Genomic DNA, 18037 nt, shown 5'->3' on the forward strand with positions numbered 1-18037 from the left:
CCGTCGATCGCCTGAAATTCGGACATAACAAAATGGCGTTGCCGCATATTCTTCTTGCCCTGATCACCGTGTTTTTGTGGGGCTTCAACTTCGTTGCCATCAAGATCGGCGTCGCCGACATGCCGCCTCTGTTTCTGACGGGGGTGCGCTATCTGTTTGCAGCCGTGCCGTTGGTATTCTTCCTGCCCAAACCCAATGTGCCGTGGCGGCATATGATCGTTTACGGCATGGCGATGGGTTTCGTGCAATTCGGCCTGCTTTACCCGGCCATCAAGCTCGGCCTGCCGGCTGGGCTTGCTTCGCTCGTCATGCAGTCGCAGGCCTTCTTCACGCTGGCGCTGGCCGTGGTGTTTCTCGGCGAGCGGCCGTTGCCGTCACAGATCGTCGGCGCAATCGTTGCCTTTGGCGGGCTGGCGGTCATCGGCGTGGAGCGCATGACGGCTGCAGCGTTGATACCGCTGCTGATGGGCGTCGGCTCGGCCATTGCCTGGGCCTGCGGCAACATCGTCAATCGCCGCATCGGCCAGGTGAATGCGGTCTCCTTTGTCGCATGGACGAGCCTTGTTCCCGTTCTGCCGTTGGTCCTGCTTTCGCTGGTGGTGGAGGGACCTGATGCGATTGCGGAAGGGCTGCGCAATGCGACGCCTACGATGGCTCTCGTGGTGATCTACATGGCCTATGGTGCGACCATCGTCGGCGCGGGTATCTGGAGTTACCTGCTTCTGCGTTATCCGGCCGGAACGGTGGCACCGTTTTCGCTGCTGGTGCCGATTGTCGGTTTCGTCAGCGCCTATCTCGCTTTTGCGGAGCATATTACCGTCTTCGAAGTGGTCGGTGCGGCATTGGTCATCATCGGGCTGATGCTGAATGTGTTCGGCAGGCGGCTATCATTTTCGCGCGTCTCGTCCAGAGCCGCATAGATGTGGCGCAATTGCCTGTGCATTATCGGCACGGGGCAGACGCAATCGGTGATTTTTTGGTAAAGAGCATGTTCGGCCGCCGTTACGGGAATCGGCCGGATGACATGCAGCACGAGGAACGGAACATTGCAGGTCGGCATCGACATGGGAACCCTATCGGGCGGGCAGCAGGCCAAGCTCGATATTGAGGAATTGCTTGCAACGCGTTTGCTGGTGCAGGGCAATTCCGGGTCCGGCAAGTCACACCTCCTGCGCCGGCTCCTGGAGCAATCGGCGCAATGGGTGCAGCAGGTCATTATCGATCCCGAGGGTGATTTCGTCACGCTGTCCGACAAGTTCGGCCATGTGGTGGTGGATGGAGAGCGCACGGAAGCCGAGCTTGCGGGCATTGCCAACCGCATCCGCCAGCACCGCGTTTCCTGCGTGCTGACGCTTGAAGGTCTTGATATCGAACAGCAGATGCGGGCCGCTGCCGCTTTCCTCAATGGCCTGTTCGATGCGGATCGCGAATTCTGGTATCCCGTGCTTGTCGTTGTGGATGAGGCGCAGATGTTTGCGCCCTCCGTCGGCGGCGAGGTGACCGAGGATGCGCGCAAGGCGTCGCTGGGCGCCATGACCAATCTGATGTGCCGTGGGCGTAAACGCGGGCTTGCGGGCGTTATCGCCACGCAGCGCCTTGCCAAGCTTGCCAAGAACGTAGCGGCTGAAGCCTCGAACTTCCTGATGGGCCGCACCTTTCTCGATATCGATATGGCGCGCGCTGCCGATCTGCTCGGCATGGACCGGCGGCAGGCGGAAATGTTCCGCGATCTGCAGCGCGGCAATTTCGTGGCGCTTGGACCGGCGCTGTCGCGCCGCCCGTTGCCCATCGTCATCGGTGCGGTGGAAACCTCGGCGCGGTCTTCCTCGCCGAAGCTCATGCCGCTGCCGGATGCACCGCAGGATGTGGAGGATCTGATCTTCACGCCGGACCCGGAAGAGTTCACACGACCCGCCACGCGCCGCACGCCGCCAGCGCCGCGCCCGACAACCGATATTCTCGCTGAACTCTCCCGCTCCACCCCCGCCGCCGCCGGTCCTTCACCGGAGCAGTCGGCGCGTGCAGGTCAGCCGGAGCTGACACCGGAGGAGCGCGAAGAGAAGATCGCGGCAGTGCTGGTCGAAATTCTCGACGATCCGCAATCGGCCTATCGCACGGACGCCGTGCTGTACCAGGATTTTCTGGTGCGCGCGCGCATGCGCCGTATTCCCGGCACGCCGATGACGCTGGCGGATTTCCGCCGGCAGGTGGCGATTGCCCGCTCCGGCGTGGATGCGGCAATGGCGGCCAGCGAAGGCTGGGAGAAAGCGCTGGAATTGTCGATGTCGGTCTCCGACGATCTGCAGGGGGTTTTCCTGCTGTTGGTCAAGGCGGCGCTCAATGAGGAGCCTTGCCCATCCGACGCCCGTATTGCCCGCGCTTACGGTACCCATTCCGCCCGCCGTGCGCGCCGTCTTCTCGGTTATTTCGAGGAGAAGGAGCTTGTGGTGGTACACGCCGATTTCTCCGGCAAGCGCATCGTGGCGTTCCCCGATCTCGACGCGAAGACCGCACCCGGCGATGCGGATGCGGCTGAGGATGATGCGAGGCTGGCGGCGGAGTAATCGCTATTCAGTCAAAGTCCGCACCGCAAAACTGATCGTCGTGTAGAGACCACTGAGGCTCAGAGCCAGTACGCAAACAATAACGGCTATAAACAGTGCCGAGGTCAATCGATGCGGCCGTTGATAGGGGCGGGTGCTGACATGTGTTTGCAAGGGGGCGAGCCGGGAGAGCTGGGTCGCTGTCCATCCGTCACGTTCGAATTCCGGCGAAGCGATAAATTCAGCAAGATGCCGTTGTCGTCTAATAGAAGAAGGCAATTGCGCCAGAAAGCGTTGCGGTTCACGCCTGTTGCTTCTCGACAGGAATATAGTGATCGCTTCCCTGAAACGCTCGTCGCGTGCGCCTGAGCAGAACAACATCCGTCCCGCTTCAATGAGATCGTTCATCTCAAGCAGCACTTCACCGTATTTTTGAAAGAGTGCCAGATCGACGTCGGGATGGCTGAGCCTGCCCTGAAGGATTTCCTTCGCTCGCCAAAGTTTCTTTTCTGAGATTGCCTGATCAACGGGTTCAAAAGTCATTTTTGCGATGAATTGGACGTTTGTTTTAATATTGAGAAAATAGATTTCGGTCTAGCTAACAATAATACAGATTATATATTTCATCATCAAAAAAGAAAGAGGAGGCGTAATCGCCTCCTCCTTGCTCATCATTACTCGATAGCCTTTGTTTCCTTGCGCGTCGCAATGAGCGAACCGATGATGCCGGTTGCGAGGATGGCGACGGTGACGCCGAGCGAGACGGCGGGCGGGATCTTGGCGATGCCGAGCATATCCGCGACGAAAATCTTCGAGCCGACGAAGACCAGAACCGCAGCCAGCGCGTATTTCAGATAGGCAAAGCGGTGGATGAGGGCGGCAAGTGCGAAATAGAGGGCGCGCAGGCCGAGGATCGCGAAGATGTTCGAGGTATAGACGATAAACGGATCGGTGGTGATCGCGAAGATCGCCGGGATCGAATCGACCGCGAAGATAAGGTCGGCGATTTCGACCATGATGAGGGCCAGAAACAGCGGCGTCACGAAGGTCTTCAGCTTGCCTGTGGCAGCATCGGTCTCCTTGACGAAGAATTTCTCGCCATGCAGCTTCTCCGTTACCGGAAGGCGGCTACGCAGGAATTTCAGGATGCGGTTATTGCCGATGTCGTTCTCGTCATGGTCGGATGAAAACAGCATCTTGAGGCCCGTGAAGACGAGGAAGGCCGCAAAGAGATAAAGCACCCAGTGGAAGTTTTCGACAATGGCGGCGCCGCCGGCAATCATGATGCCGCGCAGAACGATCACGCCGAGGATACCCCATAGCAGCACGCGGTGCTGATATTGGCGGGGAATGGCGAAATAGGAGAAGATCATCGCGATGATGAAGATATTGTCCATGGCGAGGCTTTTTTCGACCACGAAGCCGGTGACATATTCCATCGCTGACTGTTCACCGGACTGGTACCAAATCCATCCGCCGAAGGCCAAGCCGATGGCGATATAAAAGCCGGACATCAGCAAGCTTTCACGGATGCCGATTTCCTTGGAATTCTTGTGCAGCACGCCGAGATCGAGCGCCAAGAGGCCAAGGACGAGAGAAATGAAGACCGCCCACATCCATGTGGGGGTACCGAGAAAATCGTTGAGGAGGAACTCCATCAGTCAACCTTTAGCCGGACGAGGTTGGCTTTGCGGATGGGGACGCGTATCAGGAATAAACGTGGGCCCCAACCTTCAAGAGACTCGACATCGCGTGTTGTCCGGTAACACGCCAGAGGGGCCCGAGTCCTGATTACGGCTTAGAAGTGGGTGGGCGTTCCAGCTTTTCAAGGGCTAGTTCGAGAAAAAAGCGGCGGGCTTTGTTTGACAAATTTGTAAAACGTGTTTAGAAGCCGCCCCAACGCCGGGCAGTCATGTCCGGTGTGTTTCGTTGACTGCCTTGCAGTTTATAAGCTGACGTTCGGCGGTCAACATCACCGACATGTCCCGTGGTCTCTCCATTCGCATGTGAGAAACCTGTCAGAGGTCCTGAAACGGGCTTCAGAGGAGGGCGTGTTTCCTCAAACCGGTTTGGCAACAAACCGGCATAACCTATTGAGAAGGAAATACGATGAGCAAGCGCGAATCGGCTAAGTATAAAATTGACCGCCGTATGGGCGAAAACATCTGGGGCCGTCCGAAGTCCCCGGTAAACCGCCGCGAATACGGCCCGGGCCAGCACGGTCAGCGCCGCAAGGGCAAGATGAGCGACTTCGGCACGCAGCTGCGCGCCAAGCAGAAGCTCAAGGGCTACTACGGCGAACTGCGCGAAAAGCAGTTCCGCGCCACCTACGACGAAGCAAACCGTCGCAAGGGCGATACCTCCGAGAACCTGATCGGCCTGCTCGAGTCGCGTCTGGACGCCATCGTCTACCGCGCCAAGTTCGTTCCGACCGTTTTCGCATCGCGTCAGTTCATCAACCATGGCCACGTCACGGTTAACGGCGTTCGCGTCAACATCGGTTCTTACCGTTGCAAGCCGGGCGACGTTATCGAAGTTCGCCAGAAGTCCAAGCAGCTGGTGACCGTTCTCGAAGCTGTTCAGCTCGCAGAACGCGACGTTCCTGATTACATCGAAGTCGATCACAACAAGATGGTTGCGACCTATGCTCGCATCCCGGCTCTGTCTGACGTTCCGTACCCGGTCGTCATGGAACCGCATCTGGTCGTCGAATTCTACTCGCGTTAATCGGCGCGTTTCAGTATTGAGAAAGCCGCCCCTCGGGGCGGCTTTTTTGTTTGCTGGGGAAGGCTTTGCATGCAGGACATTCAGGCGATCGTCGATTCCATTTACGACAGCATGGTGCCGCGCCTGGGCGAGGGCAAGGTTGCGGATTACATTCCGGAACTCGCCAAGGTCGATCCGAACCAGTTCGGTATCGCCATCACCACTGTCGACGGAACCACCTATACGGCTGGCAATGCGCTCACGCCGTTTTCGATCCAGAGCATCTCCAAGGTCTTCATGCTGACGCTGGCGCTCGGCAAGGCGGGCGAGACGGTATGGAACCGGGTGGGGCGTGAGCCGTCGGGGTCGTCCTTCAACTCCATCGTCCAGCTGGAGCACGAGCACGGCATTCCGCGCAATCCCTTCGTCAATGCCGGTGCCATCGTGGTGACGGATATCGTTCTTTCCGGCCACCAGCCGCGCGAGGCGATTGGCGAGCTTCTGCGTTTCGTCCGTTATCTCGCTGATGATGACACGATCAGCATTGATGACACCGTGGCGAAATCCGAGCAGGCGACGGGTTTCCGCAATTTCGCGCTTGCCAATTTCATGCGGTCCTTCGGCAATCTGCATCACCCTGTTGAATATACGCTGGGCGTCTATTTTCATCAGTGCGCGCTGTCCATGACCTGTGCGCAGCTTTCACGGGCCGGTCTTTTCCTTGCCAATCGCGGCCGCAATCCGCTGAGTGGTCATACGGTTGTGTCAGACCGACGCGCGCGGCGCATCAATGCGCTGATGCTGACCTGCGGCCATTATGACGGATCGGGCGATTTCGCCTATCATGTCGGCCTGCCGGGCAAGAGCGGCGTGGGCGGCGGCATCATGGCAGTCGCGCCGGGTAAGGCGTCGATTGCGGTCTGGTCGCCGGGTCTGAACAAGGTCGGCAATTCGGCGCTTGGGTCGCATGCGCTGGAAATGCTGGCGACGAAAACCGGCTGGTCGGTATTCGGGGCTTGATATTGCGGGCGGATGCGGGCATTTCCTGCATTGAAAATGGCTGAATGCCAGAGCGGGCTAATCATGAACATTGTCACCAGCATCGCAGATGAGGTCGAGGCCGATCAGGACCTGGCCGGAGAAAATGGCGCTTCGCATCCGCTGTTCGACGCGGCACCCCGTTCTGTCTCCTTCAACAAGCTGCGCAAGCGGCTGTTGCGCAATGTACGTCAGGCCTTCGGGGATTTTGGCATGCTGAACGGCCAGAAGCGCTGGCTGGTAGGCCTTTCCGGCGGCAAGGACAGCTACGGCCTTCTGGCGCTGCTGCTTGATTTGAAGTGGCGCGGCCTTTTGCCCGTGGAACTCATTGCCTGCAATCTGGATCAGGGCCAGCCGAATTTCCCCAAGCACGTCCTGCCGGAATATCTGGCGAAGATCGGCGTCGCACATCGCATCGAATATCGCGACACTTATTCCGTTGTGAAGGAAAAGGTGCCGGCGGGTGGCACCTATTGTTCGCTCTGTTCGCGGCTGCGGCGCGGCAATCTCTACCGTATTGCGCGGGAAGAGGGCTGCGACGCGCTCGTGCTCGGCCATCACCGGGAGGATATTCTCGAGACCTTCTTCATGAACTTCTTCCATGGCGGCCGTCTGGCTGGCATGCCGGCAAAGCTGATGAACGACGAGGGCGACCTGATGGTGCTGCGCCCGCTTGCCTATTGCGCCGAAGAGGATATGGCGAAATTCGCGGCGGCGATGGAATTCCCGATCATTCCCTGTGACCTCTGCGGCTCGCAGGACGGGCTTCAGCGCAATGCCATGAAGGAGATGCTGGCTGACATCGAAAGGCGTATGCCGGGCCGCAAGGACGTGATGCTGCGGGCGCTTGCCCATGTCAATCCATCGCATCTGCTCGACCCGAAGCTTTTTGATTTCTCGGCGCTTTCTGTCACCGGGGCGTCACCTGAAGAGCGTACGGAGGCCAGCCCTCCCTTATGAAGAAGTGCCCTTAGCGATGACCCTTTCCGATAAAGATATCGACTTTCTGATTTCCACCGTTGTCGCTGCCGGCCGCCAGGAAATCATGCCCCGCTTCCGCAATCTCGACGCAGGCGCGATTTCCGAAAAGACCTCTGCGGTCGATCTCGTCACCGAGGCGGATATTCTGACGGAAAAGGCGATAACCGCCGCTCTTCTGCAACGGTTTCCGAAGGCCCATATTGTCGGCGAAGAGGCCTATGACGCGGATCAATCCGTTATTCCTGCCCTTGCCGATGCACCATTTGCCTTCGTGATCGATCCAATCGACGGCACTTTCAACTATGCTTCCGGTTTTCCAGCTTTCGGCACGCTGCTCGCCGTCACCGTCAAGGGTGAGACGGTCGCAGGCATCATCCACGATCCTGTCATGGGTGATACCATCCTTGCTCTCAAAGGCGAGGGCGCTTATCTCCACCGCAAGGACGGCTCGCAGGCAAGGCTCAAGGTTGCCGATCCCCTGCCATTGTCCGAAATGGTCGGCATATTTTCCTGGGGTCACAGCCATGAAGATCGCCGCCCGGTGATCGCCGCCAATATGGCCAAGATCAAGATGGCGCTTTCAATCAATTGCTCGGCTCATGAATATTGGCTTGCCTCGACTGGCAAGCTGCACTTCATCGGCCATGAAAAGCTGATGCCCCGGGATCATCTCGCCGGCGTTCTCATTCATCAGGAAGCGGGCGGCTACACGGCCCGTTTCGACAATACGCCCTACCGGCCAGGACAGACGACAGGCGGCATCCTGTCGGCACCCGACAAGGAAAGCTGGAAGATGCTGCGCCGGGAAATCGTGGCCTTATAATATTGATGCTTAAATAGAAGGATATCGCCCATGGCTATCGAACTCGACATCGCCTCTCTCGCCAATGCGCTTCAGGAGGCGGCGGCAGTGGAAATCCTGCCGAGGTTCCGTAATCTGAGTGAGGGCGACGTCAGGATAAAGAGCGAGGCGATAGACCTCGTAACCGAGGCTGACGAGGCTGCTGAGCGGCTGATCCGCGCCCGCGTGCAGGACATCATGCCGCAGGCGCTGTTCATCGGTGAAGAGGCCGTTGCGGCGGATGCCTCGCTGCTTGCCAAGCTTGCGGATGCGGATCTTGCCGTGGTGGTCGATCCGATCGACGGCACCTACAACTTCGCGTCGGGCCTGCCGCTGTTTGGCGTGATGATGAGCGTCATCTCCAAGGGCGAGACCGTTGCCGGTCTCATTTTCGATCCGATGGGCAATGACTGGGCGATTGCCGAAAAGGGTTCCGGCGCATGGCTTTGTGCCGCCGATGGTTCGCAGACGCAGATGTCCGTCGTGCCCGCACCGGCACTGTCGCAGATGGTCGGCATCGCCAACACCGGTTATTTTGAAGTGGAGACCCGTCGCAAGATTCTCATGAACCTCGCGGATGTGCGGCTCTTCACCAGCTACCGTTGTGCTGCGCATGAATACCGCGTGTTCTGCGGCGGCCATATGCATTTCCTGATGTACAACAAGCTTATGCCCTGGGATCATCTCGCTGGCACCCTGCTTTCGCAGGAAGCGGGCGCCTACGCCGCCCGTTTCGACGGCTCGCCATACCTGCCGCGCCACCTTGAAGGTGGCCTGCTGCTTGCTCCTGATCAGGAGACATGGGAATTGCTGCGCGAGAAGATTTTCACGGTTTGAGTGAAGTTCGGCTTTGATCAACAAAAAAGGGCGCGGAACCGAGTTCCGCGCCCTTTTTATTTGTCTGTCCGCCCTTAGTGCGTCGGCTTGTTGTGGGCCTGAAACAGCACGCCCTTTTCTCCAATCAGCACGAAGACGAGGCCGATAATGGAGACAGCGAAGAAGCCGGCTACCATTGGCAGCGCCGTGCCATCGAAAGCCTGACCAATAACGGCACCGATCAGCGAACCGCCGACGGTTCCCATGAAGCCAATGACGGACGAGGCCGTGCCGGCGACATGGCCGAGCGGCTCCATGGCGAGCGAGTTGAAGTTCGAGCCGATCCAGCCGAACTGGAACATGGCAAGCGCGAAGAACACGATGAAGATCGCAAAGGGCATCGGTTCCGGCCCGACCATCTGTACCACCAGCCACACGAAGGTGATGGCGATGAAGCCGAGCAGCGAACCGTGCGACAGCTTGCGCATGCCAAACCTGCCGACAAGCCTTGCATTGATGAAGGACGAGAAGGCCATGAACAGGGCGACGCCCGCAAAAGCGGCCGCAAACCATGCGCCCAGCCCGTAGATGCCCTTATAGACCTGTTCGGCGGAATTGATGAAGCCGAACAGCGCACCGAAGATGAATGTGCTGGAGAGCGTGTAACAGAGCGCGATACGGTTGGTGAGCACGATCTTGAAGCCACCGAGGATCGAACGAACCGTGAAAGGCCTGACGTCATCGGCATGCAGGGTTTCCGGCAGGCGGAAATACATCCAGGCGGTCACGACGGCGGCAATTCCGGCCATGAAGGCGAAGATAAGGTGCCAGTCACCGAAAAACAGCACGATCTGGCCAGTGCCGGGTGCGATGACCGGAACGACCATGAATACCATCATGATCAGCGACATGACTTCCGCCATCTGACGGCCGCCATAGATGTCGCGCACGATCGAAATGGTGATGACGCGCGTCGCCGCAGAGCCGATGCCCTGAATGAAGCGCAGAACCAGCAGGCCAGTGAATGACGGTACGAAGACGACGGCAATGGCCGAGACGATGTAGATTGCCAGCCCGACGAGCATCGGCTTGCGGCGCCCGAAACGGTCCGAGATCGGTCCGTACAGAAGCTGGGCAATGCCGAAGCCTAGAAGATAGCTGGAAATGACGTATTGACGGTGGTTTTCATTCACGACGCCAAGTGACGCGCCGATTTCCTGAAGGCCGGGAAGCATGATGTCGATGGCAAGCGCATTCAGCGCCATCAGCATCGCGGCAAGCGCGATGAATTCCGTGCGCCCCATCGAAACGGCGCGCGAAGTGGTGGATTGTGAAAGTTCTGTCACAGGATTGCCCCAAAAAGAACGGCAAAGGCGTTGCATGAAGCAACGCCTGGCATAAGTTTTCTGACAATCAGGGTGGGCCGGATGAACCGGCCGAAATCAGGCCGCGCCGCGGACGCTGATACCCTGTTCTTGGAAGTGATTTTGAAGTTCACCGGACTGGAACATCTCTCTTACGATGTCACAGCCGCCGACGAATTCGCCCTTGACGTAGAGCTGCGGGATGGTCGGCCAGTTGGAATAATCCTTGATGCCCTGACGGATGTCGGCATCGGCGAGCACGTTGACGCCCTTGTAGTCGACGCCGAGATAATCGAGGATCTGTACGACCTGGCCGGAAAAACCGCACTGCGGGAATTGCGGGGTGCCCTTCATGAAAAGAACGATGTCGTTGCTCTTCACTTCGCTGTCGATCATATCGTGAATGCCGCTCATAGGCCTATTCCTTTCACATGCGGTTCAAGGCCGCTGCTTTGACTTTGTCCCTAAATAACATGTCGCGGCGCGATTTCCACCCGGGAAGCGTAAAAAATACGCTGCTGTGGTATCGCTAAGTGAAGGTCGCAACCCCGCTACCAGCGCGTCGTCCCGGGCGGGTAAGAAAAGTTGAGCATTATCTTCCCGATAGGCTCCCGCCGCCTGAAGACTGATTTTATTATCGGACCTGATCTGCCGTTATAAATATTGAGTTCCTGTTTGTTGTCGAACGTCATGGTTTCGTGCCCGCTATTTAGTGAGCAGTCATCCTTGCACTTGATTTCGATCTCGCTAGAGAAGCGACCCGCTTTGATATCGATAATTAGTTTTGGACTTTTCTGGTCCACCAGGCGGCAGGTGTTGCCGGTTTCGCAGAAGGCTGTGCCGGATATCCGATCAGCACCATCAAGCTCTACGACGAAGCCGATCTTGATCTCTTTGCTGCTCTTAACCTCTGCGGCACCTTGTAGCGGCCCCGAAATCGCCAACACCAAAAAGGTGGGAAGCAGGCGGAGGTGATGCATCATCGAAGCCGCTGTCTGCTGCGGGCCGCGGCGGTGCGTCTTTTGCTCACCTGTTTTTTGGCCGGCTTGGGTTTGACGGCTGCTTTGATTGCCGCTTCCAGCACGGAGCCGACGATGCCGCCTGCGAGGGACGTGTTGCTTTTGGTCCGGCGGCGGATGCGGCGGGTTTTGCGAAGGCCTGTCTTGGCGAGGACTTCGGACAGAGCGCCTTTGACGACGCCGTTTAGCAATTGATCGACGATCCCAGACAAAATTCCCTCGCAACAAATAAATCATATTTCCGTCGCGTTTTTTACTATACGTGCATCGCCCACTGTATCAAGCGATCCTTTCGGGTGTCTCCAGCCCGAGGGTTTATGCATGCCGACCGTCAAGTCACGACTTGTTCTTTATTTCCCGGGCTTCGATCCGCTCGATGCGGCTGCGCATCATCTGCGCTATCAGCGGGCGGCAGCGCTTGCTGGCAAGACGTGGGATGTCAATTATGCCGTGGGTGCGCTGGAGAACTCGCCGGCTGGCGAAACATTCTCGGTGGAGGCCTCGGCCGGCGACTGGCGGACGCGTTCCACGATCTTCGTCTACGACCACAATGCGGTGATATCGCGCCTGCGGGATGCGCCACTCTGGCGGCAGATCGCACTAGGCTTTGCGGCTGCGGCCGGTATCGTCGCGGAAGGTGGGGCAGGGCGTTACCTCCGTCATGCCTGGCGTTTCGGCCTGTTCTTCATTTTCCCGTTTCTGCTGATGCTAGTGGGTGGTGCACTTACGGCGGGGATCGCGCTCTCGCCATGGCTGTTCGGTTTGCCGCTCTGGCTGTTTGCGATCAGTCTTCCCGCTGCGGCCTTGTTCTTCGTGAAGGCGTTTCTGCCTTTCGCCGAGCGGTTTCATACGTTGCATCTTTATGCCGACTGGCGCTTTGCGCTGGCCGTCGGGCGCGATGAGCCGATTGCCCGCAACTGGATTGAAGAGAAGGCAGCCCTCGTTCTCAAAGCGCTGGAGCAGCCGTCTGAGGAGGTTCTGGTCGTGTCGCATAGCATGGGCGCCAGCCTGGCGCTCGCCGTGATAGGCCGTGTGCTGGAACTGCGGCCAGATGCGCTGGATGGCCGGAAGCTGTCCTTTGCGACGCTCGGTGGCGCTGCGCTGCAATGCGCGCTGCTGTCGAGTGCGGACAGGCTTCGCCAGAGCGTCGGCGTGATTGCGCGTCACCCTGAAGTGACATGGTTCGATATCCAGTGCCTGACGGATCCGATCCACCTCTACCGCTGCAACACCGTGGCGCTGACCGGGCACAAGGATGCGCCGCAGCCGAAGATCGTGCCGATCCGTTTCAAGCACTCGCTTTCACCCGAACGCTACAAAAAGAACAAGCGCAACTTCCTGCGCATGCACCGGCAATATGTTCTGGGGCCGGACCGCAAGTCCGGTTACGATTTTACCCTGCTGACGGCTGGGCCGTTGCCGGCTGGCTCCTTTGCCGATCTGGAATCGCAGCAGCCACCTGTTTTGTAAGCGGCACGCGCCATTTGCCGGAAAAGAAAAGGCCCGCGTGACAGTCTCACGCGGGCCTTTTTCAATCCATGGCTTCAAGCGTTGCCGCGGCAAGGACAGTGAAACCGTCCTGCCGGAGACGCTTTTCCGGGCGCAGTCATTCGGGAGCCGAGGTCTGCAGGGCAAGGGCGTGCAGAACACCGCCCATATTGCCCTTCAGCGCGTCATAGACCATCTGGTGCTGCTGCACGCGGGTCTTGCCCTTGAAAGCATCCGCGACGACTTCCGCCGCGTAATGATCGCCATCACCGGCCAGATCGCGGATCGTGACCTTTGCCCCGGGAATTCCCGCCTTAATCATGTCTTCAATGTCGCCGGGTTTCATGGGCATGGTGTATCTCCTTAATTCATTCTGCGGCGATTAGAGTTTCGCCATCCATGAATTGAGGGAACCACGATTCATAGGCCAAGTGCAATTCTTTAATCTCGATAGCGCGTGCCGTGCCCAGCTTTACGCTTGAGCCGCCGGTGACGCCGATCGCCGGGCAGGAAACGCCCGCTGCCTTCGCTGCCGCCCGCACTTCATCCAGATCGCTCTTCTTGACGGTCAGCACATAACGGCCCTGATCTTCGCCATAGAAGGTGAGGACGGGATTATGGCCCGCGACCGCGTCGATCGTCGCGCCGATGCCGGAGGAAATTGCCATTTCGGCAACCGCGAGAGCCAGGCCGCCCGAGGAGCAGTCGTGAACCGCTGTGGCAAGACCGTCTGCGATAAGGGCGCGGACGAAATCGCCATTTCTCTTTTCAGCTTCCAGATCGACATGCGGTGCGGGGCCATCGATGCGGCCATGCACGTCGCGCATGTAGACGGACTGGGCAATATGGGTGCCAAGACCTTCAGGCGCGCCCGCCAGCAGCACGACTTCGTCCGCGGCGGCAAAGCGGATGCGTGCCATACGGCCCCAGTCCTTCAGCAGGCCAACGCCGCCAATGGTTGGGGTGGGCAGGATCGCCTGACCGTTGGTCTCGTTGTAGAGCGAGACGTTGCCAGAAACGATCGGGAATTCCAGTACGCGGCAGGCTTCGCCGATGCCCTTTATGGCATGGACGAGCTGGCTCATGATCTCGGGCTTTTCCGGATTGCCGAAATTGAGGTTGTCGGTGGCCGCGAGCGGCAAAGCGCCGGTTGCGGTGATGTTGCGCCAGCATTCGGCCACGGCCTGCTTGCCGCCTTCAAAGGCGTCTGCCTCGACATAACGCGGTGTCACGTCGGAGGAGAAGGCCAGCGCCTTCTTGTCATGGCCTTCAACGCGGACAACGCCGGCATCGCCACCCGGCAGCTGCAGGGAATTGCCCTGGATCAGCGTGTCATACTGCTCGTAGACCCAGCGGCGCGAGGAGTTGTTGGCCGAACCGACCAGTGACACCAATGCGTCGGCAATGTCTGCATCAGGAACGTCGTTCTCCGCAAGCGGAGCCTGAACCTTGGCGGGCGTCCACGGGCGGTCGTATTCCGGAGCCTGATCACCGAGATCCTTGATCGGAAGGTTGGCGACTTCCTCGCCATTGTGCAGCACGCGGAAACGCAGGTCGTCGGTGGTCTTGCCGACGATGGCGAAGTCCAGGCCCCATTTGACGAAGATCGCCTTGGCGACTTCTTCCTTGGAGGGCTCGAGAACCATGAGCATGCGCTCCTGGCTTTCCGATAGCATCATTTCGTAGGCCGTCATGCGCTCTTCGCGCACCGGTACGGCGTTGAGATCAAGTTCGATGCCGAGATCGCCCTTGGCGCCCATTTCGACGGCCGAGCAGGTAAGGCCGGCGGCACCCATGTCCTGAATGGCGATGACCGCGCCTGTTTTCATCAGCTCGAGGCAGGCTTCCAGCAGGCACTTTTCGGTGAAGGGGTCGCCGACCTGAACGGTTGGGCGCTTTTCTTCGATCGACTCATCAAATTCGGCAGAGGCCATGGTCGCGCCGCCGACGCCGTCGCGGCCGGTCTTCGCACCGAGATACACCACCGGCAGGCCGACGCCCTTGGCTTCCGAAAGGAAGATCGCATCGGACTTGGCAAGTCCGGCGGCAAAGGCGTTGACGAGGATGTTGCCGTTATAGCGGGGATCGAATTCCACTTCGCCGCCGACGGTCGGCACGCCGAAGGAGTTGCCGTAACCGCCGACACCGGCGACGACGCCAGCCACGAGGTGGCGGGTCTTCGGATGGTCGGGTGCGCCGAAACGTAGCGCATTCATGGCTGCGATCGGGCGTGCGCCCATGGTGAAGACATCGCGCAGGATGCCGCCGACGCCGGTTGCCGCACCCTGATAGGGCTCGATGTAGGACGGATGGTTGTGGCTTTCCATCTTGAAGACGACGCAGTCACCATCATCGATATCCACCACGCCGGCATTTTCGCCGGGGCCTTGAATGACACGCGGGCCCGTGGTGGGCAGGGTCTTCAGCCATTTCTTGGAGGACTTGTAGGAGCAGTGCTCGTTCCACATGGCCGAGAAAATGCCAAGCTCGGTAAAGCTCGGCTCCCGTCCGATCAGGTCGAGGATACGCTGGTATTCGTCGGGCTTCAGCCCGTGGGATGCAACGAGTTCCGGGGTGATCTTGATGGAGTTTGGAATCGACATAGGTCTCACGCGGTTCGAGCCGAGGAAAGTTTCCGGTTCTTTAGCGCAAGAGGCCTCTCCGTGCGACAGGAAAATGCGCAGTTTTGCCAGCAAAACGCTGCTTTGTTGGGTTATTCAGAACTTGTAGCCGACCATAAGTCCGACACGCGTCAGCCCGTCATTGGGGCCATCGCATAGATTGGCATGGGAGGCATGTTCGATCTGGGTCGAAATATTCCAGTTGCTGTTGAAGCGATATCCGATGGCGGCATATTCATGAAAAAGCACGCGGCAACCGAATTCCGCGCCAGTTTCGCCCGGACCGTTTCGCAGCCTGCCGTCATGCCACAGGCCGCCAAAGCCTAGGTCGACGAAAATCTTCGGATTGAGGTCGAAGGTCCAGTTGATACCGCCGTAAATGGTATTTGCTTCGCCCTCGGTGCCGATTTCCGCACCCAGATGCAGACGCGGTCGGGCAAGCTTTTCGCCAAAGGTGACGGCCGAGGCGCTCGCGAAAGGATCGAAATAGGCTGCGAAGGCCGGGAATACACCATCTTCGCCGCCACCATTGCGATCGGCGAGCGAGGTTGTGACCCCGAAACGCAATTCATCGAACACCGTGCCGTCTGCGGCAGCGGCCGGTGTCATGTCACTCAACACACATGCTGCGAAAACCATCGCGAGAGCAACAAATGCCCTGGCGGACATGGAACTGAATGCTGCCATCGAATCATTCCCCGCTCCGAAGTAGGGAAAGGATGGCAGATTCGTCGGCGTGGTAAATAATGAGTTACTGAATTAGGGGGCGTGTTGCAGGAAAGACTCGCTCCCGCTCACGCCTCGCTTTCGTAACCGGCTGAACCATTGTCGAGCAAATGCCGCAGGATACCCAGGGCATGCTTCAGTTCTTTCTGGTTTGACGGCCCGGAAAGGCTGATGCGGACACGGTGGTAAACCTTCTCCGTGCGCCCGGCCTTAAACTCGTCCTCATCGTCTATCAGCACACCTTCCTTCATGGCAGCGCTGCGGAAGGTTCCAGACAGCCACGGTTCAGGCAGCCTCAGCCACAGAAAGGCGATGTCCGGCAGGGAGTTGAATTCCAGCCCTGCAAAGATGCGTCTGGCGAGGGCCTCGCGCTGGTTGATCTCGGCGATACAGTCCTTGCGGATGTCGTCTGCGTCGCCGCTGTTGACGAGGCGTGCATTCAGTTCGGCGAGCATGAACGGCAGTCCGCCGGTTATCATCGAATGCGAAATGCGAATTCTCGAGGCGAATTGCGCCGGGCAGGCGACCCAGCCACCCCTGACGCCGGCGGAAACGGATTTCGACAGGCCGCCGACGACGAAAGTAAGATCGGGCGCGAATTCCGCAATGAGTGGGATCGCATCCCGCGTCATGGCGCCATAGAGATTGTCCTCCACGATCCATACGCCGTATCTGCGGGCGATATCGGCGATCGCCCGCCGCCGCTCCTCGGGCAGGGTGGCGCAGGTCGGGTTCTGGCCCGCCGACATCAGGAAGATCATTTTTGGATGCTGTTGGGCGCAAACGCGCTCGAAATCATCGGGGATGATGCCTTTCTCATCCACTTCCACCAGTGTTACCCGCCGTCCGGCAAGGGCGGCGCTGCGGCTGATATGGGAATAGGTGAGGGGTTCGAAAACGATACGGTCGCCCGGCGCGGTCATTGCCGTTACCACACTCATCACCGCAGCATGGGCGCCAAGCGTCGAAACGATGTTTTCCGGTTTCGGCGACCAGCCATTCTGGGAAAGCCAGCGAACGCCCGCCATGCACCAGTTGTCGGGAAAGGAGCGGGTGTAGTTGGAAATTTCGAACGGATGCTCTCTCGTCACGGCCTCGACGTGTTTGCTGACCAGCGCGCTCTGCCCGACATCGGGAGCAGCCGTGGTGTTCAGGCGGAACTCGGCGCTGGTGTCCACCGCGTAGCGCGTGCCGCCGAATGCCGATGCCGTCGGTTCCACGCGTGATAACGGGGCGGCAGCCTTACGCTCGTTGACATAGGTGCCACGGCCGACTTCGCCGCTGACGAGGCCGCGTTCGTGGATGAGGGCATATGCCCGGCTGATTGTACCGATTGTAACGCCCAGATCGAAAGCGAGATTGCGTTGCGGCGGCAATTTCGACCCGGCCTGCAAGATGCCATCCGAAATTGCGCCTTCGATCTTGTCCGCGAGGCGAAGGTAAATGGGGCCGTTGCCCTCGGTGATATCGGGAAGCCAATTTGTCATGGTGACAATTTATGCATTGTATCTATCCGCAAGTCAATTGTATTTATCGGATGCAGTCAATGAGATCAAACGCACGGAGACAATAGGTGCAATATGCGCAAGATGGATCAATACCTTTCGACAGCGGATACGCTTTATCCTGACGGCTACGAACGGGAACGCGTGTTCCGCGATACCGGCGACATGGTCGCACCGTCGCCCTTTCCGGCCCGGATCGCTCACACGCTTATTGGCCGCCTGATTGCGGGATTGTCCAACTGGCATGGCAAACGTCAGGGACGGCTTGCCTTGCGGGAATTGTCCGACGATCTTCTGGACGATATCGGCGTTACGCGGGACGAGGCCTTGAAGGAGGCCGCGAGATCGCAGCTGTTTTCATGGCCGTCGCGGCCGCTTTGATTTTCTGC

19 protein-coding genes are annotated in these 18037 nt (G+C 58.8%); 9 read left to right on the forward strand and 10 right to left on the reverse strand.

What is annotated here, in order from left to right; all coding sequences use genetic code 11:
• Positions 1 to 32: 32 nt before the first annotated feature.
• Positions 33 to 920 carry an EamA family transporter gene (locus ACQZ63_RS17565; protein WP_113555737.1) on the forward strand — a complete coding sequence of 296 codons (888 nt, stop codon included), beginning with the start codon at positions 33 to 35 and terminating at the stop codon, positions 918 to 920.
• A gap of 126 nt (positions 921 to 1046) precedes the next feature.
• On the forward strand, positions 1047 to 2564 hold the full coding sequence (locus tag ACQZ63_RS17570; protein ID WP_025593912.1) for a helicase HerA domain-containing protein: 1518 nt from the start codon (positions 1047 to 1049) through the stop codon (positions 2562 to 2564).
• A gap of 3 nt (positions 2565 to 2567) precedes the next feature.
• Here the strand turns inward: ACQZ63_RS17570 and ACQZ63_RS17575 are convergent, their stop codons facing one another.
• Both ACQZ63_RS17575 and ACQZ63_RS17580 read right to left on the reverse strand, forming a co-directional pair.
• Complete coding sequence (locus tag ACQZ63_RS17575) at positions 2568 to 3086, reverse strand: hypothetical protein (protein WP_113555738.1); 519 nt, start codon at positions 3084 to 3086, stop codon at positions 2568 to 2570.
• Positions 3087 to 3217: 131 nt separating this feature from the next.
• Positions 3218 to 4201 carry a TerC family protein gene (locus ACQZ63_RS17580; RefSeq protein WP_003516041.1) on the reverse strand — a complete coding sequence of 328 codons (984 nt, stop codon included), beginning with the start codon at positions 4199 to 4201 and terminating at the stop codon, positions 3218 to 3220.
• A gap of 451 nt (positions 4202 to 4652) precedes the next feature.
• Between ACQZ63_RS17580 and rpsD the strand changes: the two genes are divergently transcribed.
• The 5 genes from rpsD to ACQZ63_RS17605 all read left to right on the forward strand — a co-directional run bounded on the left by rpsD (position 4653) and on the right by ACQZ63_RS17605 (position 8946).
• Positions 4653 to 5270 (forward strand): 30S ribosomal protein S4, encoded by a 618-nt coding sequence (gene rpsD, locus ACQZ63_RS17585; RefSeq protein WP_003516040.1) that lies wholly within the window; start codon positions 4653 to 4655, stop codon positions 5268 to 5270.
• 69 nt (positions 5271 to 5339) lie between these two features.
• Complete coding sequence (locus tag ACQZ63_RS17590) at positions 5340 to 6269, forward strand: glutaminase (RefSeq protein ID WP_003495341.1); 930 nt, start codon at positions 5340 to 5342, stop codon at positions 6267 to 6269.
• Positions 6270 to 6332: 63 nt separating this feature from the next.
• Positions 6333 to 7247: a tRNA 2-thiocytidine(32) synthetase TtcA gene (gene ttcA, locus ACQZ63_RS17595; protein ID WP_003516038.1), complete on the forward strand. Its 915-nt coding sequence runs from the start codon at positions 6333 to 6335 to the stop codon at positions 7245 to 7247.
• Positions 7248 to 7263: 16 nt separating this feature from the next.
• Positions 7264 to 8091: an inositol monophosphatase family protein gene (locus tag ACQZ63_RS17600; protein ID WP_448799335.1), complete on the forward strand. Its 828-nt coding sequence runs from the start codon at positions 7264 to 7266 to the stop codon at positions 8089 to 8091.
• Positions 8092 to 8121: 30 nt separating this feature from the next.
• Positions 8122 to 8946: an inositol monophosphatase family protein gene (locus tag ACQZ63_RS17605; protein ID WP_113555740.1), complete on the forward strand. Its 825-nt coding sequence runs from the start codon at positions 8122 to 8124 to the stop codon at positions 8944 to 8946.
• A 74-nt stretch (positions 8947 to 9020) separates the two neighbouring features.
• Here ACQZ63_RS17605 and ACQZ63_RS17610 read toward each other — a convergent pair whose 3' ends face one another.
• The 4 genes from ACQZ63_RS17610 to ACQZ63_RS17625 all read right to left on the reverse strand — a co-directional run bounded on the left by ACQZ63_RS17610 (position 9021) and on the right by ACQZ63_RS17625 (position 11520).
• Positions 9021 to 10229 carry a multidrug effflux MFS transporter gene (locus tag ACQZ63_RS17610; protein WP_026331057.1) on the reverse strand — a complete coding sequence of 403 codons (1209 nt, stop codon included), beginning with the start codon at positions 10227 to 10229 and terminating at the stop codon, positions 9021 to 9023.
• Between the two features lie 138 nt (positions 10230 to 10367).
• The gene (gene grxD / locus ACQZ63_RS17615) at positions 10368 to 10703 is read right to left on the reverse strand and encodes a Grx4 family monothiol glutaredoxin (protein ID WP_003516034.1); all 336 of its coding nucleotides are present in this window, start codon (positions 10701 to 10703) and stop codon (positions 10368 to 10370) included.
• Positions 10704 to 10840: 137 nt separating this feature from the next.
• The gene (locus ACQZ63_RS17620) at positions 10841 to 11272 is read right to left on the reverse strand and encodes a hypothetical protein (RefSeq protein WP_113555741.1); all 432 of its coding nucleotides are present in this window, start codon (positions 11270 to 11272) and stop codon (positions 10841 to 10843) included.
• Positions 11269 to 11520, reverse strand: coding sequence for a hypothetical protein (locus ACQZ63_RS17625; RefSeq protein ID WP_013636391.1), 252 nt, complete (start codon positions 11518 to 11520; stop codon positions 11269 to 11271). Before ACQZ63_RS17625 ends, ACQZ63_RS17620 begins: the two co-directional genes overlap by 4 nt.
• A gap of 109 nt (positions 11521 to 11629) precedes the next feature.
• Here ACQZ63_RS17625 and ACQZ63_RS17630 point away from each other — a divergent pair, with 109 nt between their 5' ends.
• Positions 11630 to 12778, forward strand: coding sequence for a hypothetical protein (locus tag ACQZ63_RS17630; RefSeq protein ID WP_113555742.1), 1149 nt, complete (start codon positions 11630 to 11632; stop codon positions 12776 to 12778).
• A 136-nt stretch (positions 12779 to 12914) separates the two neighbouring features.
• On the opposite strand, the gene ACQZ63_RS17635 is transcribed toward ACQZ63_RS17630, so the two are convergent.
• The 4 genes from ACQZ63_RS17635 to ACQZ63_RS17650 all read right to left on the reverse strand — a co-directional run bounded on the left by ACQZ63_RS17635 (position 12915) and on the right by ACQZ63_RS17650 (position 17630).
• On the reverse strand, positions 12915 to 13148 hold the full coding sequence (locus ACQZ63_RS17635) for a BolA family protein (protein WP_003516012.1): 234 nt from the start codon (positions 13146 to 13148) through the stop codon (positions 12915 to 12917).
• A 16-nt stretch (positions 13149 to 13164) separates the two neighbouring features.
• Positions 13165 to 15399 carry a phosphoribosylformylglycinamidine synthase subunit PurL gene (gene purL / locus ACQZ63_RS17640; RefSeq protein WP_113555743.1) on the reverse strand — a complete coding sequence of 745 codons (2235 nt, stop codon included), beginning with the start codon at positions 15397 to 15399 and terminating at the stop codon, positions 13165 to 13167.
• Positions 15400 to 15513: 114 nt separating this feature from the next.
• Positions 15514 to 16104: an acyloxyacyl hydrolase gene (locus ACQZ63_RS17645; RefSeq protein WP_113555744.1), complete on the reverse strand. Its 591-nt coding sequence runs from the start codon at positions 16102 to 16104 to the stop codon at positions 15514 to 15516.
• A 107-nt stretch (positions 16105 to 16211) separates the two neighbouring features.
• Positions 16212 to 17630 (reverse strand): aminotransferase-like domain-containing protein, encoded by a 1419-nt coding sequence (locus ACQZ63_RS17650; RefSeq protein ID WP_113555745.1) that lies wholly within the window; start codon positions 17628 to 17630, stop codon positions 16212 to 16214.
• A 93-nt stretch (positions 17631 to 17723) separates the two neighbouring features.
• Here ACQZ63_RS17650 and ACQZ63_RS17655 point away from each other — a divergent pair, with 93 nt between their 5' ends.
• The gene (locus ACQZ63_RS17655) at positions 17724 to 18029 is read left to right on the forward strand and encodes a DUF1127 domain-containing protein (RefSeq protein ID WP_003516008.1); all 306 of its coding nucleotides are present in this window, start codon (positions 17724 to 17726) and stop codon (positions 18027 to 18029) included.
• The last annotated feature ends 8 nt before the right edge of the window (positions 18030 to 18037 follow it).

Source organism: Agrobacterium sp. CG160-95, from assembly GCF_053521725.1.

What these genes read in the sequence shown, in the direction of transcription:
- ACQZ63_RS17605 (WP_113555740.1), top strand. Translation starts at nt 8,122, where the DNA reads ATGGCTATCGAACTCGACATCGCCTCTCTCGCCAATGCGCTTCAGGAG.
- grxD (WP_003516034.1), bottom strand. Translation starts at nt 10,703, where the DNA reads ATGAGCGGCATTCACGATATGATCGACAGCGAAGTGAAGAGCAACGAC.
- ACQZ63_RS17650 (WP_113555745.1), bottom strand. Translation starts at nt 17,630, where the DNA reads ATGACAAATTGGCTTCCCGATATCACCGAGGGCAACGGCCCCATTTAC.
- ACQZ63_RS17565 (WP_113555737.1), top strand. Translation starts at nt 33, where the DNA reads ATGGCGTTGCCGCATATTCTTCTTGCCCTGATCACCGTGTTTTTGTGG.
- ACQZ63_RS17600 (WP_448799335.1), top strand. Translation starts at nt 7,264, where the DNA reads ATGACCCTTTCCGATAAAGATATCGACTTTCTGATTTCCACCGTTGTC.
- ACQZ63_RS17610 (WP_026331057.1), bottom strand. Translation starts at nt 10,229, where the DNA reads ATGGGGCGCACGGAATTCATCGCGCTTGCCGCGATGCTGATGGCGCTG.
- ACQZ63_RS17655 (WP_003516008.1), top strand. Translation starts at nt 17,724, where the DNA reads ATGCGCAAGATGGATCAATACCTTTCGACAGCGGATACGCTTTATCCT.
- ACQZ63_RS17590 (WP_003495341.1), top strand. Translation starts at nt 5,340, where the DNA reads ATGCAGGACATTCAGGCGATCGTCGATTCCATTTACGACAGCATGGTG.
- ACQZ63_RS17620 (WP_113555741.1), bottom strand. Translation starts at nt 11,272, where the DNA reads ATGATGCATCACCTCCGCCTGCTTCCCACCTTTTTGGTGTTGGCGATT.
- ACQZ63_RS17635 (WP_003516012.1), bottom strand. Translation starts at nt 13,148, where the DNA reads ATGCCCATGAAACCCGGCGACATTGAAGACATGATTAAGGCGGGAATT.
- ACQZ63_RS17580 (WP_003516041.1), bottom strand. Translation starts at nt 4,201, where the DNA reads ATGGAGTTCCTCCTCAACGATTTTCTCGGTACCCCCACATGGATGTGG.
- rpsD (WP_003516040.1), top strand. Translation starts at nt 4,653, where the DNA reads ATGAGCAAGCGCGAATCGGCTAAGTATAAAATTGACCGCCGTATGGGC.
- ACQZ63_RS17575 (WP_113555738.1), bottom strand. Translation starts at nt 3,086, where the DNA reads ATGACTTTTGAACCCGTTGATCAGGCAATCTCAGAAAAGAAACTTTGG.
- ttcA (WP_003516038.1), top strand. Translation starts at nt 6,333, where the DNA reads ATGAACATTGTCACCAGCATCGCAGATGAGGTCGAGGCCGATCAGGAC.
- ACQZ63_RS17630 (WP_113555742.1), top strand. Translation starts at nt 11,630, where the DNA reads ATGCCGACCGTCAAGTCACGACTTGTTCTTTATTTCCCGGGCTTCGAT.
- purL (WP_113555743.1), bottom strand. Translation starts at nt 15,399, where the DNA reads ATGTCGATTCCAAACTCCATCAAGATCACCCCGGAACTCGTTGCATCC.
- ACQZ63_RS17645 (WP_113555744.1), bottom strand. Translation starts at nt 16,104, where the DNA reads ATGGCAGCATTCAGTTCCATGTCCGCCAGGGCATTTGTTGCTCTCGCG.